The 16437-nt window shown below is 47.2% G+C and carries 7 protein-coding genes; all 7 read right to left on the bottom strand.

Annotation, left to right across the window (positions count from 1 at the left end):
- Position 1 precedes the first annotated feature (1 nt).
- Positions 2-4726: an efflux RND transporter permease subunit gene (locus tag INQ51_RS05360; protein WP_233376848.1), complete on the bottom strand. Its 4725-nt coding sequence runs from the start codon at positions 4724-4726 to the stop codon at positions 2-4.
- A 67-nt stretch (positions 4727-4793) separates the two neighbouring features.
- Positions 4794-7916, bottom strand: a complete 3123-nt coding sequence (locus INQ51_RS05355; protein ID WP_233376847.1) for an efflux RND transporter permease subunit — start codon at positions 7914-7916, stop codon at positions 4794-4796.
- 71 nt (positions 7917-7987) lie between these two features.
- Positions 7988-9046 carry an efflux RND transporter periplasmic adaptor subunit gene (locus INQ51_RS05350; protein WP_233376846.1) on the bottom strand — a complete coding sequence of 353 codons (1059 nt, stop codon included), beginning with the start codon at positions 9044-9046 and terminating at the stop codon, positions 7988-7990.
- Positions 9047-9066: 20 nt separating this feature from the next.
- On the bottom strand, positions 9067-10572 hold the full coding sequence (locus INQ51_RS05345; RefSeq protein ID WP_233376845.1) for a TolC family protein: 1506 nt from the start codon (positions 10570-10572) through the stop codon (positions 9067-9069).
- Between the two features lie 118 nt (positions 10573-10690).
- Complete coding sequence (locus INQ51_RS05340; RefSeq protein WP_233376844.1) at positions 10691-14035, bottom strand: M1 family aminopeptidase; 3345 nt, start codon at positions 14033-14035, stop codon at positions 10691-10693.
- 10 nt (positions 14036-14045) lie between these two features.
- Positions 14046-14939, bottom strand: coding sequence for an ABC transporter ATP-binding protein (locus INQ51_RS05335; RefSeq protein ID WP_233376843.1), 894 nt, complete (start codon positions 14937-14939; stop codon positions 14046-14048).
- Positions 14940-15148: 209 nt separating this feature from the next.
- The gene (locus INQ51_RS05330) at positions 15149-15733 is read right to left on the bottom strand and encodes a hypothetical protein (RefSeq protein ID WP_233376842.1); all 585 of its coding nucleotides are present in this window, start codon (positions 15731-15733) and stop codon (positions 15149-15151) included.
- Between the last annotated feature and the right edge of the window lie 704 nt (positions 15734-16437).

Genomic DNA, 16437 nt, shown 5'->3' with positions numbered 1-16437 from the left:
TTTAAACAAAATCTTTAAGTAAGCACAAATAAGCATCTTCGAGGTGGGGCAGAACATTTACGGCATCGGGTGTTGGTTTTTCCTTGGCCAAACAGCGGACTTTGATGTTCTCACCGTCACGCATGTGGTGCACAATGAGTTGTTTGTTGGCCATGTTGTCGAATTCCTTCGCCGGAATCGAGAACTGCCACACAAAGTTGTTCCCCATGTTTACCATGTCGGTAGGTGTCCCAAAATATTTGAGGTTACCGCGGTTAATAACGGCTACCTGGTTACACGAGCTCGAAATGTCTTCGATAATGTGGGTGGAAAAAATCACGATCCGTTCGCGGCTGAGTTCCACCAGCAGGTTTCGGAAACGGATGCGTTCGCGCGGGTCGAGACCGGCAGTAGGTTCATCCACAACCAGTATCCGCGGTAGGTTCAGTAATATTTGGGCAATCCCGATTCGTTGTTTCATACCCCCCGAGAAAGATCCGATCTTATCGTTTCGGCGTTCGTACATATGCACGTTTTTCAGTACGTATTCTAAGCGCTCGTTTCGCGTTTTGGTATCTTTAATGCCTTTCAGAATCGCCTGGTAATCGAGGAATTCCCAGGCCGACATGTTTTCGTACGTTCCGAAAGCCTGTGGCAGATAACCGATCAGGCCCTGCAGTTCTTCGCGGTATTTTTGTGTGTCGAGCCCGTTGATCCAGATCTTCCCGTAACTCTGTTCCAGAATACCGGTGATAATCCGCATCATGGTGGATTTACCGGCGCCGTTGGGCCCCAGCAAACCAAACATACCGGTTTTTATTTCAAGAGAAACTCCGTTCAATGCCCGGAAAGGCTTCTTGCGTTTACCAACAACCGGTATTTGACGAATCAAGGTGAAATAACCACGGCGCAGAACACTTAAACGGCCTTCGATACGGGCAATGTTCAGGTTCTTTTTTTGAATGTACTCGGCCGAACTGTAAATGATCAGCAGGATGTACCAAATGATGGCTACGAAAATCACCATGCCGAGGTTGTCCCAGTTCCGGTAAAAGATAAACAGGAAAACAGCCGGAACAGCCCAGTAGATCAGGTTGTAGATCCATTTATTTAATTTCAGGTAGAAGTTTTTCCCCGTTGCTTCGTGTCTGTTTATGAGTACCTGTTGAACCGGTATTCGCAGCGACAACAGGAAGAAAAATACGGCGTGGGAAAGGATCCACATCCAAAGATTACTTGCGAGGTAAAAGAACGTGAAATAGACGAGGAACCCGAACAGCGGTAACTGCCAAACCATGTCGTAGAAATCGCGCAACCTTTTGTAGTCGCGTGTTAATCCGGCACGTTCCCTGATTTTGATGCCCGATTTCCATTCGCGCACAAAACGTGAATCGCGGTCGTAGATTTTTACCAGCTTTTGGACTTTGATGCGGATTGGTTCGTTTTCGTCGATCACTTTTTCGTTGGCCTGGCGGAGGCTGGTCATTACAAAAGCAACGATGCCGGGTACCAGAATGATAAGCAACATAAAATCGAGCAACTGCCAGATAAAGCTGTCTACCTTCAGGTAGATCAATACCGAGCCAATTATGAAAATCGTGAGCATTCCGGCTTTAAGGCCCCAGTGCAGCGACTTTATCCAGTTCAGCGAGTTCTCCAGCCCGGCATAAAGCGTTGGGATGAAAACAAGCGTAAGCAATGTGCTAAGCGATAAGCCGCCGATTACGGTAATGGCAAACGGAGCGCCGATGGCACCTACGTATTCCGCCTGGCCCATTGCCAGCGGGAACAAAGCTACAATGGTAGTAATGGCAGTGATCAGGATCGGGCGAACGCGCGAAAGCCCGGCGGCCATTAACGCGCGCGACTTCCGGAAGCCCCGTTTTCGAAGAATATTGGTGTAATCGATGAGGATAATACCGTTGTTGACCACCACCCCAATCAGGATAATAAATCCCATTAAAGTATTTGCGTTAAACAAACTATTCCCGGTAAAAATCAGTGCCAGGAAGGAGCCGATTGCTGCCAGCGGAATCGAAAACATCAGCACAAACGGTGTGGAAAGCGATTCGAAAACCGAGGCCAGAATCATCAGGATCAATATAAATGCCGCCGCAATCAGGAATTTGAACTCGGCATACTGGTCTTCTTCGTGAATTACCTGTACCGCAACGCCCGAGGGCAATTTGTAGGAACTGATGATATCGTCAACCTCCAAACGGTAAGCTTCCAGCAGGTCTTTTGAATCTTCTGCCTCGTTGATAAAGCGGTAATTCAGTTCAATTTGTTTTTCCTGGTTAACACGCGTTATCCGTGCCATCCCTTGGGCGTACACCAAGTCGGCCAAATCCTGCAATTCGTAGGTTGCTCCTTGGTTATTACTGATGGAAAGACGACGCAGATCTTCCATGCCTTTTTCGGAGTTATCTTCTTCCTCTCCCTCCGGGAGTTTTTCCTTTATCACAATTTCGTATTCCTCGGTGCCTTGTTTGAAATTCACGCCCGACGTAAATTCGCGGGTAAATGTGCGCAAGTCAGAGGCAATGTTGTTCAAAGTAACACCGTACTCGGTGAGCAAAAGCTGGTTGAAATAAAGGTGTACCTCCGGCCGGTTACGCGATACACTGATACTGGCCCTGCGGATCGATTCGAGGTCTTCGATGTAATACAGCAGGTCTTCGGCCACGCCTTTCATTACCTCGAAGTTTTCACCTTTAATAACGATGCGTTCCTGGTTGCTGCCGATCCCCATAAACTGGGCAAACCCCTGCGAACCTGAACGTCCGCCGCCACCTCCGCCACCGCGGAAACTGGAGCTGGAAGCAGGTGCTTCGAGGCTGATTTCTGCCTGCGAAATATTTTTTACACGGTCTTCCACATCTTTCTTGATCTCGGCAATGGTCCGGTCGTCAATGTCTTTATAGTCGTCTGTCAAAATAAAAGTCAGAATGGCTTCCTCTTCTTCAATTTTGGAAATCAGGTCTTTCTTTTCCTTGATGTCGGTCAGACGGCTTTCCACTTCGGCCACCACTTTGTCGGTAGCTTCCAGTGTCGACCCGGTTGGCATGGTGACATACACCGAGAACTGGGTTTCTTCCACTTCACTCAGGTTGTTTACACTTATGGCCAACACAATAAACACGGTTAGGAAGAACAGAACGATCGCACCGATAATGGTTCTTGCCGGAACACGCATACTCGCTTTCAGCAGTAAAATATAGATCTGAATGATGCGGTTGTTAGTGGTTACTTTTTCGTAAAAGATGTTGTGTTTTTTCTTCCCTTTCAACAGTAAATGAGCGCCCATCGGGATGAGCAGCAAGGCGACAAACAACGAAACAATCAAGGTGGAAATAATGGAAACGCCCACGTGATTTCCGAGTAGTTTCACCATGTAGTCAGTTGAGAATACAAAGGGTAGGAACACGGTAATGGTGGTAAGCGTGGCCGCGAGAATGGAGCGCCATACTTCCTTTGTTCCCTGTGTAACCGATTGTTCGGGGCTCATTTTATTCCCCGATAAGCGGTAAATATTCTCCAGTACCACAATGCTGTTGTCGAGAAGCATCCCAATGGCCAGTACCAAACCCACCAGTGTTAAACTGTTCAGCGAAATATTAAAGGCATAGAACAGGTTGAAGGCGGTGAACACCGAAATGGGCATTGCCAGGGCGATAAACGAAACAATGCGCATGTTTTTCAGGAACATCCAGAGCACAAAAATAGCCAGCAACCCACCCACCAGCGCCAGGTTTATGATCTGGTCGATGTTGTTTTCCATGGTTTCGGCCAGGTTGGTCTGTACCACTATTTCCACATCTTTTGATGCCAGCTTCTGATTCAAAGCGGCAATTTGATCCTGCACCTTGTGCGATAAATCGATGAGGTTGGCCTGCGAATCGCTGACAAGCAGCATCGAAACAGCATCGAGCCCGTTAATGCGGCTGATGGACGTTTCCTCTTTTACGCCAAAGAACACATCGGCCACGTCCTTCAAAAAGATAGGTCCGTCGGCCACCACAATGTTCTCGATGTCCGTAACATTGTCGTATTCAGCGGTAACATGTACAAAGTATTTTTTGTCCGATTCGTGCAGATAGCCGGCAAATGTGCGGTTTTGCGAATTCCCCGAAATGGCACTGCTGATTTGCGCCGGTGTAATTCCGTAGGCTTCGCAGGCAGCGGCATCGTAGGTTACCTCAATCGAGCGTTCTTTACCACCGTAAACCGTAACCGAAGCAACGCCGTCCACGTTTTCCATTTCTGCGGTTACTTCCTGGTCAACTATGTTGCGCACCCGGTCAACGCCGCCACTTCCTCTCACTTGCAGTTCCATAAACTGGTTGGTGAGCTGTTCAATGTCGACCTTGTTCACCACCACCACAAAGTTGTCGTCGAGGCTGGCGCTTACCAGGTCAATCTTTTCCTGTAGTTTCAGGAAGGTGTATTTAAAGTTGACGTTCTGCTTAAAGTTAACCTGAATGGAAGCCGACTGGTTGTTGATGTACGACTCCATGCTTTCAATGCCTTCCATGGTACCAATGGCACCTTCGATCGGGATCACAGCCTGGTTCTCCATGTATTTGGGATCTACCTGCGTGCGCGACTGGATCTGCACAAAAAGCATGGGCAGCTCGGCATTGGGCATTAATTCCACCGGCAGCCTTTTGTAGGAGATGTACCCAAGCATGGTCAGCCCCAAAAAAAGCATGCTGATGAATATTTTTCTATGTATGATGAATTTCATTTTTCTTCTTTTTGCGGAAGTTTTTATGGAAAGACATTTTTGACGTTCCTTTCTTCCATTCATCTACCTATTCAGCAATTTCAGCTGCTGGTGTATCTTCCGATTTTACAAACAATCCCCGCACCCTGTCCAGCACATCGTAAACACAGGGGATCACCACCAGCGTGAGCAAGGTAGATGTTACCAAGCCTCCCACAACTGCCAGGGCCATCGGAGAGCGCAGCGAAGCACTTTCGCCAAAGCCTACCGTAAGCGGAAGCAAGGCCAGGATAGTGGTCAAACTGGTCATGATGATCGGGCGGATACGTTGCTGCCCCGCCTGAAGGATCGCCTGTGTGCGGTCCAGTCCGTCTTTTCGCAGCTGGTTGATCCGGTCCACCAGAATAATGGAGTCATTCACCGCAATACCCACCAGCATGATCACCCCGATAATGGCCATGATGTTGATGGTTTTTCCGAGTATGAAAAAGATGAGGATCGTTCCTACAACAGCCAGTGGTATGGTGAGCAGGATGGTAAACGGATGGATCAGCGATTCGAACTGGGAAGCCAGAACCATGTATACCAAGACGATGGAAAGCAGCAGCGCAAAGGCCAGGTTGTCGAGCGATTCCTGTCTTTTTTCCTCTTCGCCGGTTACCAGAATGCGGTAGTCGGGCTGAAGATCGATACCGGCAGTGGCTTCGCGAATTTCTTTGGAAACATGGTCGAGCGCCATGCCTTTGTCCATTTGTGCAGTTACTTTTCCAAGCCGGTTCTGGTTTCTGCGGATGATTTCTTTGGGCGAAACACCGTAAGAAATATCGGCGATTTCATTCAATCGGAATACCTGGTCGCCCGAAGTAATCAGGAAGGAACTTATTTCGTCGATGCCTTTTTCGGGCACTTTGATGGTAATGTCCTGCATTTCGCCGTTTCGTTCCAGCTCGCCCGCTTCTTTTCCTTCCAGCTGTTCCTGTATCTGGCTGATAACGGTAGCGATGTTGATGCCGTACATTCCGGCGCGCATCCTGTCAACTTTGATTTCCACTTCGGGGGCACCGTCTTCAATCGAAGTTTTGATGTTGAACAAACCGTTGATCCCCAACATTTTTTCTTTTACCTGGTTAACAACGTTCTCGATTTCATCCATTTCTGTCCCCCGAACTTCCACTACTACCGGAGCATCTTCGGTTCCCAGGATGGATTGCAGCGCGCTTTCTTCCTGCGTAAAACTAAGTTCGAGTCCTTCGATGTTGGCAGTGAGTTTATCCAGTGTTTTTACAATGCTTTCGGTGTTGATCGTAGCATCTTCTTTCAGAATGATCTTCATTTCTGCCGTGTTTTCTCCCTGGAAAACAGCGTTGGCATCGCCGGTCATTCCGCTTGACGGGCCGGCCTGCGAATAAATGGTTGCCAGGTTATCACCCAGGTAATCCATCAAAATGCTTTCGATGCTTTTTACAGTGGCTTCGGTACGTTCCAGTTTGGTGCCTTCCTGTAACTTCAGTTCAACCGTTAGTTCCCGGGTTTCGGTTTTGGGCATAAACTCTGTTCCGATAAAAGGAATCAGCAGGGCAGAGGCAGCGATCGAAACCGTTGTGAAGATGATTACCAGCCATTTGGCTTTCAGTATTTTTTGAAGAAAGCGGCCGTAGCCTCCCACTTTAATGGATTTCGCTTTTAACGGTGCTTTTTTGTTCCGGTAAAAACGATGGTACATCATCGGGATCAGGAAAATGGCCACCACCAGCGACGAAAGCAAAGAGAAAGCCACGGTCCATGCCTGGTCTTTGAACAACTCTCCGGAAGCTCCGTGCAGGTATACGATCGGCAGGAAAACAATGATGGTGGTTAGCGTTGATGCGGTAATCGCACCACCCACCTGTGCAGTTCCCAAAATGGCGGCTTCGCGCACACTCATCCCGTTTTCATGGTTTCGGAATATGTTCTCCATTACCACAATGGCATTGTCAACAAGCATACCTGCCCCCAGGGCAAGCCCTCCCAAAGTCATGATATTGATGGTGAGGTGGTTGAAGTACATCAGGTTGAAGGTGGCGATGATCGAAATGGGGATGGCCACACTCACAATCACAGTAGTTCCGATTCTTCTAAGGAAAAGGAACAGAATGAATACAGCCAGCAGAATACCGATAAGGGCTGTTTCCTGCACCTCGCCAATGGCGCTGCTGATAAAGCGGCCCTGGTTGGATACAACGGTAAGTTTGTAGCCGGGCAGCGCTTTTTCGATGGAAACCAGCGCTTCGTTGATCTGTTCCACCGATTTTACGGTATTGTATTTTGTTTCCTTGTAGATCGATAATCCAACACAACGTTCGCCGTTGATGTGCACAATGTTGGTGGGTTTTTTATTGCCGATGTGAATACTTGCCACGTCTTTCAGATAGATCGGCGCCATTTCGTTGCTGGAGCGTGTTTGCCCGGCAGTTTGGCTGTGCACGGTTTTGTAGCCTACAATCAGGTTCTGGAAATCTTCGATCGATTGCAGCATGGAAACACCTTTAACAATGTACTGTGTTCCCATGTCGGTAATGCGGCCACCCGATACGTTTCGGTTGAAATTTTGGATGCGGTTGGCTACTTCATCCATCGACAGGTTTTGTGCTTCGAGCCGGTAAACATCGGTTTCGATAATCACTTCGCTTTCTTCCTGCCCGGAAAGTTCAACTTCGGCCACACCTTCGAGACGTACCAGTTCGTTGCGGATGTAATTCTCCGCTACTTTCCGGATCTCGTTCATGTCGGTGATTTCGTTGTGTGTCAGCCCGATGGTCATAACCGGGGTGGTATTGGGATCGTGCTGAGTAATTTTCAGCTCGTCAATTTCCGAATTCTGGGTGAGTGTATTCAGTGCTTTTTGCAGGTCGAGGAAAGCCTCGTCCATGTCTTTGTTCCAGGCATATTCCACGGTAATCTGGGCCGATCCAACGCGAGAAACGGAAGTTACCTGAATAACATCGGACTGGCGGATGGCCAGCGCTTCGATGTTTTCCACAAACTGTTTCTCCATTTCTTCGGGTGGTCTTTCTCCCGAAGTCACTTCCACAAAAATGCGGGGAGAATTCAGGTCGGGAAAAAGGTCAACGCCCAGCTTGTCGTACGAAATGTAGCCCAGGAGAATTACCCCCAGCACTACCATCAGCACGGTAACCGGATAGTTGACAGAAAATTGCGTTAATTTCTTCATAATATAAAGTTAGAAGTTGGAAGCATGAAGTTGGAAGTGCTGCTGCCTCCTGTTCCCGGCTTCCGGCTTTATTATAAAATCACCTTTACTTTTGAATTGTCGCGAAGCGTTTCAAATCCTTTGATGATCAAACGATCGTTGGGTGCAAGGCCTTCCACAATCTCAATTTCATCCTGGTTCGAGATGCCGGTGGTAATGCGTCGGTCGTCGGCCGAGCTGTTACGCCCCACAACAAACACGTATTTTCCACGCGACCCCGACAGGATAATATCTTTTGGAATAACGACCACGCTGTCTTTTTGGGCGGTAATGATGTTGGCTTTGATAAACATTCCCGGGCGAAGTTTCAGCTCTGGGTTGTCGATCTGAAGTTTTCCTGCAAAAGTGCGGGTTTCGTCGCTGATCACCGGCGACAGTTCGGTCACGCGGCCCGGCAAAGTGTCCTGGGTAAGCGTGTAATTGGTAATCAGCACATTTTGCCCTACCTGTATTTCCGAAATGTTTTTTTCCGGAAGATTTATCTCCACATACATCTGGTCGTAGCTCATCAGTTTAACCATGGTTTGACCCGATGAAACACGCACTCCTTCGGTGTAGTACGGAAGCTCCACAACTACACCTGCAAAGGGTGCCACCACCTGCATTTTTGCCAGCTGAATCTGGGCCCGTTCGAATTCGTACTGGGCATTGATCGATGAAACTTCCGAATTTCTTAGTTCACGCAGGGTAACACCGCCTTTTTCGTACAGCGATTTTTGCTTTTCGTATTCCTGCTGCGAAATCTCAAGGTTCAGTTTTTTGGAGTCGATGGTCAGTCCGTTCAGGTATTCTTCGTTTTCGAATTTGATGATGGCCTGGCCTTTTTCAACACGGTCGCCCAATTTAAACTTACGGCCTGTTTTCGGGTTTACCTGAAGCTGATAATCGCCTTCAATTTCCGAGGTGAGTTCGGTCTCCGACTTTGCTTTCGCTGTTCCAGTGGTGGTTATAAATTGCTGAATGCTTTTTAACTTGACGGTTTCAACCGAAACGGGTACGGCCAGATCGCTGCTTTCTGACGACGGCTGGTTGTTACACGAAATAGCGCTTGCAACAATAATAGCTAGGTAAAGGAATTTTATATTCTTCATTTTTCTAAGTTTTTCAGTGGTTATTTTTTGTCTTGTGTAAGGTAAAGTTCATTGGGAAGGATTTTTTCTCCTCTTTCAAAATCAAACAGGGATTGAATTTTGAGGTTGAGTAATTCAATCTTGTAATTGATAAGCGCCTGGCTGTAAGAGATCTTTTTTTCCGAGAGCTGTGTCTGGTACAAGTTCAGATCCATACCGGTAAGGTCGCCGTTCTCGTAACGTTCGAGGTTAATTTCGTAGGTAAGCTGTGCATTGCGCTCGTTCTGTTTGGCAATGTCGATCTGCGTCAGTTGGTTTTGCAGGTTCCGGTACACCTGGCGAATATCCACGATGATCTGTTTTTTCTCTTCCGACAGGTTTAATTCCTGCGAGCGGATGGATGCTTCGGCGGCGGCAATCCGTGCTTTCTTTTCGCCCCAGTCGAAGATCGGGATGTTAAAGCTCACGCCTACCGACGGGCTTTTGGTCGGGTTTTCGTAAATGTTTCCAAAATCCTTGTTGTCGCCGGTAATCCCAAAACGCAGGTTCATTTCACCTTTAAATTCATTTAAGGCTTTGGTTTCAATCAGATTAAACTGGCTGTTTTCCACGTCAATTTCACGCTGGCGAAGCTCCATTCTAGAATCGAGTCCGTTTTGAATAGCGAGATCAAGGTCCACTTTCACCGGGTTGGCGCTGATGTCGGCCAGGATCATAATGTCCTGGTACAAATCCATTCCGAGGTAAAGTTTGAGCTGATCTTTGGTATTCTCGAAATTTACTTCATTGTTCTGAACTGTTGATTTGGCCGTGGAAAGGTTCAGTTCAGCCTGGTATTGTTCTTCCTTGGCGGCTAAACCTGCAGTTACCTTATTAACAATAATGTCGTAGCTTTTCTGGGTGTTGGCCAGCTCTTCCTTGGCAATACTCAGGTTCATCTGGGCCATGTAAACATTGTAGAAATACTGGGTCACATTTTTTTCCAGGTTGAGGCGCTGAATGGCATAGCTGATGTTGGCATTTTCCAGGTTCAGTTCCAGCTGCTTCAGTTCCAGTTTCAAGCGGTTGTAAGTGAAAAGTGGCTGATTTAAATTCAGGTATAAGTTGTTAAAGAAGACCTCGCTTGTGTTTTCGTCGGTTGAGAGGGTTGATTTACTGCTCGACCACCCGAATTCGTTGGTAAGAGAGATGGTTCCGTCGGTGGGTAGAATGGGTTGCGAAATGGTGAATAAAGTATTTGATTCAAAATTCTCGTTGGTATACCATTCTGAAAAACGGTTGTCGAAACGGCGTTGTTTGCTGTAATTTGCCGGGTTCACTTCCAGCGAAAACCTTGATTTCAGAGCAGCGCGCTGTGCTTCCAGGCTCTTTTGATAACGCTCCAGGTTTAGCAGTGATTGTTGCAGATCGGGGCTGCCGGTTTCGGCAATACTCAAGGCTTTTGCCAGTGTAAGTGCTTCCTGAGCCTGAGCCGTAAAAATGCCCGTTGTCAGGAAGGCTACCAGAAGAATGGTTTTCTGAAATTGTTTGAACTTGCTCTTCTTCATCTTATTAAGTTTGTTTTGTTTTCTATCTTTTAAACTGCCGCATTTTAGCGAAAGCGCCGGTAATTTTATGATCGTCAACCGGCTGATCGTCAACCGGCGGGTGTCATGGTCGCCTGATTTACAACTCAACTATTTTAACCGCATCAGCAAACACCATTCTGAGTTGCGTTTTGTTGCTTAGTTCTATTTTCGCTGTGTCGGGCGAAAAGTAGAACGATCCCAGGTGGTTCCACCCCGTTTCAGCATTTGGAATATCAAGGGCTACTTCTTCGGGGCCATCGTCTCCGTGAATGATAAAATTGTAGTTTCCTTTGTCTTCTCCACGGTCGCGGCCACGCTGGCGCATTTTATACAGGTGAAAATAAACGTCGTAGTAGCCGGCTTTTTGCACCGGAACATTCCACGTAGCTACCTGGTCGCCTTCGCCGCCTTTGATGTAATAGCCCGAACGAACGTATTCGCCGTAAAACTCATCGTTGGTAGTGGCGGTCCAGCTGGTTGGCGGCCTCCACCAGTTCACTCCCTGGTAACGGCGGGTTTGTTCTTTTTCTTTGACAATCATTTTTTCCAGTAAACTCACGTGGTGATTGCTGGTGATTTTGAATTCAGGATCTTCGTTGTCCACCACCGTTTCGTTGGGTTGTTTTAGCTGAACAGGAACATCGGTAACGATTTCTTTTTCCTCGGGTTTTCCTTTGGGATCTTCTTCAATTTCGCGGAAGCCCTCCATCATGGTTTGCGGAACGTTTTTCGAAGTCATGGTATTCAGAATAACCATTCTTGGTTCGCCATCAAAAAGATAACTTAGTTCTTTTGTCTGGTGTGCCTCCAGGAATACGAGTTTGTTGATGACATCGTCGTTTCCACCGCCGCCGCGCGGACCAAAGCCTCCTCTGCCGCCACCGCCGCCCATGCGGAACGACAGTTTTACCAGGCCTTCAACATCCGAGAAGTTGGTTATTTTGGTACTGATCATTGTTTGCATGGCATCGCCGCTTTTTACTTTCACGGCTTTTACCGGCGCAATTAGGTACCCCGGAAGTGCCCGTGCCTTGAACCAGTCGTCCATGATCGGCACCAGCTGAATGCCAAAGGCTTCATTGATCCGGCGGTCAAAGTCTTCAAAACTGATGTTTTTGAATTTATTCTCAGCAAGTACTTTACGCAGGAAATCCTCGAATTCCTGTTGTCCGGCTTTCCACTGAATCATCGAGAAGAGCACGTCGCCTTTTAGTTTGATCACATTGTCAACAATGTCTTTCTGATCGGGATCGGCCAGGATTTGCTCAAATGTTTCGTCCTGAAGTGCAATGTTGGCGAGTACGTCTTCGCTTTCGCCGTTCATGTTACTCATAAAAATCGAGCGCATGTCCAGGGTCTGGTTTTTCAGGTAAGCTTCAAATACCCGGTTGGTAATCGGCCATCTGTCAGACTGAATGTTGTTTTGGAAATTGTACAGCATCGGGAAAATAAAATACGGATTTCCAAACTGATTCATGGTCATTTGCCCGCGTCTGAAATTGCGGTTTTCTTCCGTTTCGGTAGTGAATTTCCGGAGGAATCCTTGTAGCACCCGTATTTCTTTGTCCTGGTCGGTCATGTCGCCATCACGGCCTCCCCAGCGCCCCATGTATTCTTTTTGCTTCTTAAAATCGGCTTCGCGTATCATAAAACCCTTTTCGGGTAGGAAAACCTGCCCCGGTTGAACCGCCTCCTGGATGGAGGTCCACATGCGTTCGTAGGTTTTAAACTGCGCGGGAACTTCTACAATCGACAAGCTTTTGGCGCCGAACTCCAGGTTGTAAGTGCGGATAAAATCTTCAAAACGTTCATTGATAATGGCCGGAATGGTATCTTTTGATTCGGGGAATGCCTGCGAGAAATAATCGTGCCCGTCGAAATACCAGATGCCAAATTCCACGTCTTTCCCTTCTATCTTTTTTTGCTTGTAATTTCCGATGGTGAGCGATACCTGTGTTAAAGGATTTTCGTTTTCGAAACGGAACTCTCCGGCCGATATTTCCTGGATGGTTCCCTGCGAAATAGCCTGCAAGCCGGGGATTGTTTTTACTCGCAGATCAAAGTTGGTAAACTGCGGTTGGTGCCAGCTAACGTCCTTTGAACTATAGGTAACACCGGCTTTGGGATACCAGTTGGCCTCTTTGGTGAGTAACACAAAATTGGGATCGATAAAAGCATAGCGTTTGTCGACGTTCAATACAAATTTGCCGTATTTTTCCAGCCTGGTTTCTTCGTCAATGTCAAGGTAGCAGTATGTTTCGTCAATCGATCCTGAGTAGGAAAAGCTAATGTTGGCGGTGTCTCCGGCCTGCAGGTTCACCCTGTCTGAAACGATCACGAGTTGTTTGTCGCGTAAAAAAGGTGTGGATGTTCCGTTTATTTTCAGGTCATTTATTTTCAACCCGCCGTTGAGGCTGAAAATCAGTTTCTCCATGGGTTTCCGGGTGTCGTTGGCAACCACCAGCTCAGAAGAAACATCAATCGTTTTTCCCTGGTGGGTTACATTCAGGGTGTTGGCCACAATCGAAACCATGGGTTCACTCACGTACTTATCGTTGAGCTCTACTATCTCGGCCCGTATTTTTTCGGCATTTTTGAAGTAGTTGATATGATTAAATGCCAGGTAGCCGGCTCCGCCAATAAAGACTATGCTGAAGATCAGCGAGAACCAGGTCATTCCTTCAGACTGTGGCAATCGTTTCAGTAAGAATATGGTCAGAAAAATAAACCCGGCTCCCAGTCCGAAGTAGATTCCGCGGTGTGCGAGAATTACGGGCAGGTTGCCAAAGCCCACCACATCGGAACTTAGCATCGGAATGTTGAAGGCCATGTAGTCGAATATGTAGTAAAATTTGGCCTGGATCAGGAACAGGGTTATCCCGATGTAACCGAGCACCAGAACAAAAGTGATGGCCTGGTTACGGATAACGCTCATCAGCAGGAACGAAAGACCCATAATAAAAACCAGGGTGGGGATACTGATCAGCAGCAGGTAGATCCCGTAAGAGGCCCAGTTCACAACGGTTCCTTCGCTTAGCATGTTGAAAATAAGTGCCATGATCACCACCGCAATATTGAGGGTCAGGAAAACCTGCATATTGCCCAGCGTTTTTCCGATCACGTACTCGCCGTTGGTCATCGAACGCATGTAGATAACCTCGGTGGTATCGAGTTTTTTATCGCGTTTTAGGAAATCGGAGGCCAGGAAAACCGCAATAATGGCTTGTGCCACGTTCAGGATCAACAGGTTAAAATAGGGGATCGCGCTTGGAATGGCGCGGATGGCCCAGCCATCGCTTCCGCCGCCCTCTATCACCATTCCGAAATTCATTCCAAATAAAACCAGCAAGGACAAAACGCTGAATATGCGGAAAAACCAGCTGCGGAACAGTGTTTTTCGTTCGTACTTGGCAATGGAAAATATGTTGTGTAATGAAATCATTGTTGCAGTTTTAGGCGTTTGACCATTGATCTAGTTTGTTTTCCATAAAATGAACGTAAGCGTGTTCGAGGTTGGGCGCGATTTGTTTTCCCTGGTAGCCGTTTATGTCGTTGGCCACCACCTGCACTTCCCATCCTCCGTCGATGGGGATGGTGGAAATGACCGGGTATTTTTCGTTGATCTCAAGGTACTCATGTTCGGTGGCTTCAATTTGCCAAACATTGCCTTCGGCTTGTTTGATCAGCTGCTCGGGCGAACCGGTAAAGGCCAGTTTCCCTTTGTTCAGCAGGGCCATGTTGTCGCAGGTGCTCGAAATATCGCCCACAATGTGGGTGGAAAGGATGATGATCACATCGCGCGTACTGATGGTCGAAAGCAGGTTCCGGAAACGGATGCGCTCTTCGGGGTCGAGCCCGGTGGTGGGCTCATCCACAATAATCACCTTTGGGTCGTTGATCAGAGCCTGCGCAATTCCCAGGCGTCGTTTCATACCTCCCGAAAGTTTGTTGGCATTCCGGTCGCGCGCTTCAAAAAGCCCAACTTCTTCGAGCATCTGGTCTACCGCAGCGCGGCGAACTGCCCCGTTTTTCATTCCTGAAAGCCGGGCTGTATAGTCGAGGAATTCGTAGGTTTTTAATTTTGAAAAGAAACTGAAATCCTGCGGGAGGTACCCCAGCATCGAACGTATTTGTCTTCTGTTTTTCGACAGTTCAAAATCGTTAAAATAGACTTTACCACTGGTTGGTTTCATAAGGGTAACCAGTATTCGCATAAGGGTGGATTTTCCGGCTCCGTTGGGGCCCAGTAAGCCAAACATTCCGTTGGGGATCTCCAGGTTCAGATTTTTAACCGCGTAGCTGCCTCCCTTGTAGACCTTGTTCAGATTTTCGATTCGTATATGCACAGCACAATCATATGGTTAGTGAAACAATAACTTGGACTTTGACTGTTGTCGCCCACAATCGTTTAATCTTGTTAGTCAGGAAAGCAGTCTATAATTACAATCCTGTTGCTTTTGTTTCCCATTGATATGCAGGTTTTCATTTTTATCCATAAAAAAAGGGGAGCACCCCGACAATTTGGTCCATCCCCTGTTTCCTGTAACAAAAGCTATTATAGTTTTGCGATAAACGTATGTTCTTTGTGTTTTTCACTTAAAACGATCATGTATTCTCCTTTTTTCAGGTTGCTCATATCAAGGCGTTTCTGAATGGCCAGATCACGCCCGAGCTTGACACCTTCGACAAATTTGCCGTTGCGGTATATATTCAGGTATACTTGTTTCATTCCGGAGTTCAAAAAGGAAATATCCAGTGTTTTGTCTTCGAGATGAAAGCGTGGGACATAGCAATTTTGCGACGGACCAACGGTAATGTCTTCACCGTTGATATGAATGCTACGAGTTACGCTTTGGTTCCCAAAATTTACGCTCAGGCAAAAATCTCCGTCTCCTATGCCCGACAGGTCAAATACCTTTTTGTATTCGCTGAGCTTCTCGTCGGTGCGGTTACTATACAGGATGTCGCCGTTGTGATTGGTCAGCGTAATTTCGAGTGAAGAGGCTTTTGGAGCACTATAGGCCAGCAAGGCTTTATCGGCTTCCACCTGAACAACATTCATTTTGGGTAATTCGGCAGCACTTCCTATTGCTACAATAAAAAGTGCCAGGATAGCAAGTATCCCGCTTCTTGTTTTCATGACTTGTTTTCTTTAATTGTTTATAATATGGCTAACCAAATGTATTGTATAATGTGTTGTGACACAATTATATTCGACGTACGGCACCAGAACGGCGTTGAATGGCAACCATCAGGCAGTAAACGTTATTGATCGTATTTTTTTGAAGGGATGTTTGATTTTGGGAAGTTCTTGGGGTAGATTCAGATTAGTGGCGGGTGGATTTTAAGATTGTTTTGAATAGATCTCATTGTAATTGCTTGTTCCAGGACAGAGTAACTATAGATCGCAACATATACTTTTTCAAAGTAACGATACTAAAAATGTTTTCGACAGATGTGTTGGATATGGTTGTTTTTGAGATTTGTTTCTCCTGCCGGAGGCCTTCATCTTTGTCATGAAACAAAGACGAAGCAACCCCGAGCACTCGGGGCTAGGCTGATTTTTATTTTCACCCATCATCTTCACCCCGGCTAAGTTCGGACGGGTGATCTCCTCGATTCCTCGGAGCTTCCCGCTCTCACTAACCCGGAGTTTCGATTCCGGGATCGATAAAAATAGGCCATTCCGTTTTGTGGCTGTGATCGTGTACAGTAGCCTCGGGCGGTGAGCCGAAAAACAAGTGAAGACGGCGTTAAAAGAGTCCGGCTGTTTGACCCCGAGTACTCGGGGGAGTTCCGAACTCTTAGCCGGCAGCACGTAGCTTTTTCGTGCGAAGCGGACGC

This window comes from Maribellus sp. CM-23, from assembly GCF_021354595.1.
Lineage (GTDB): Bacteria > Bacteroidota > Bacteroidia > Bacteroidales > Prolixibacteraceae > Draconibacterium.
Note: the sequence above shows the minus strand (reverse complement) of the source record. Positions and strands in the feature narration are given on the sequence as shown.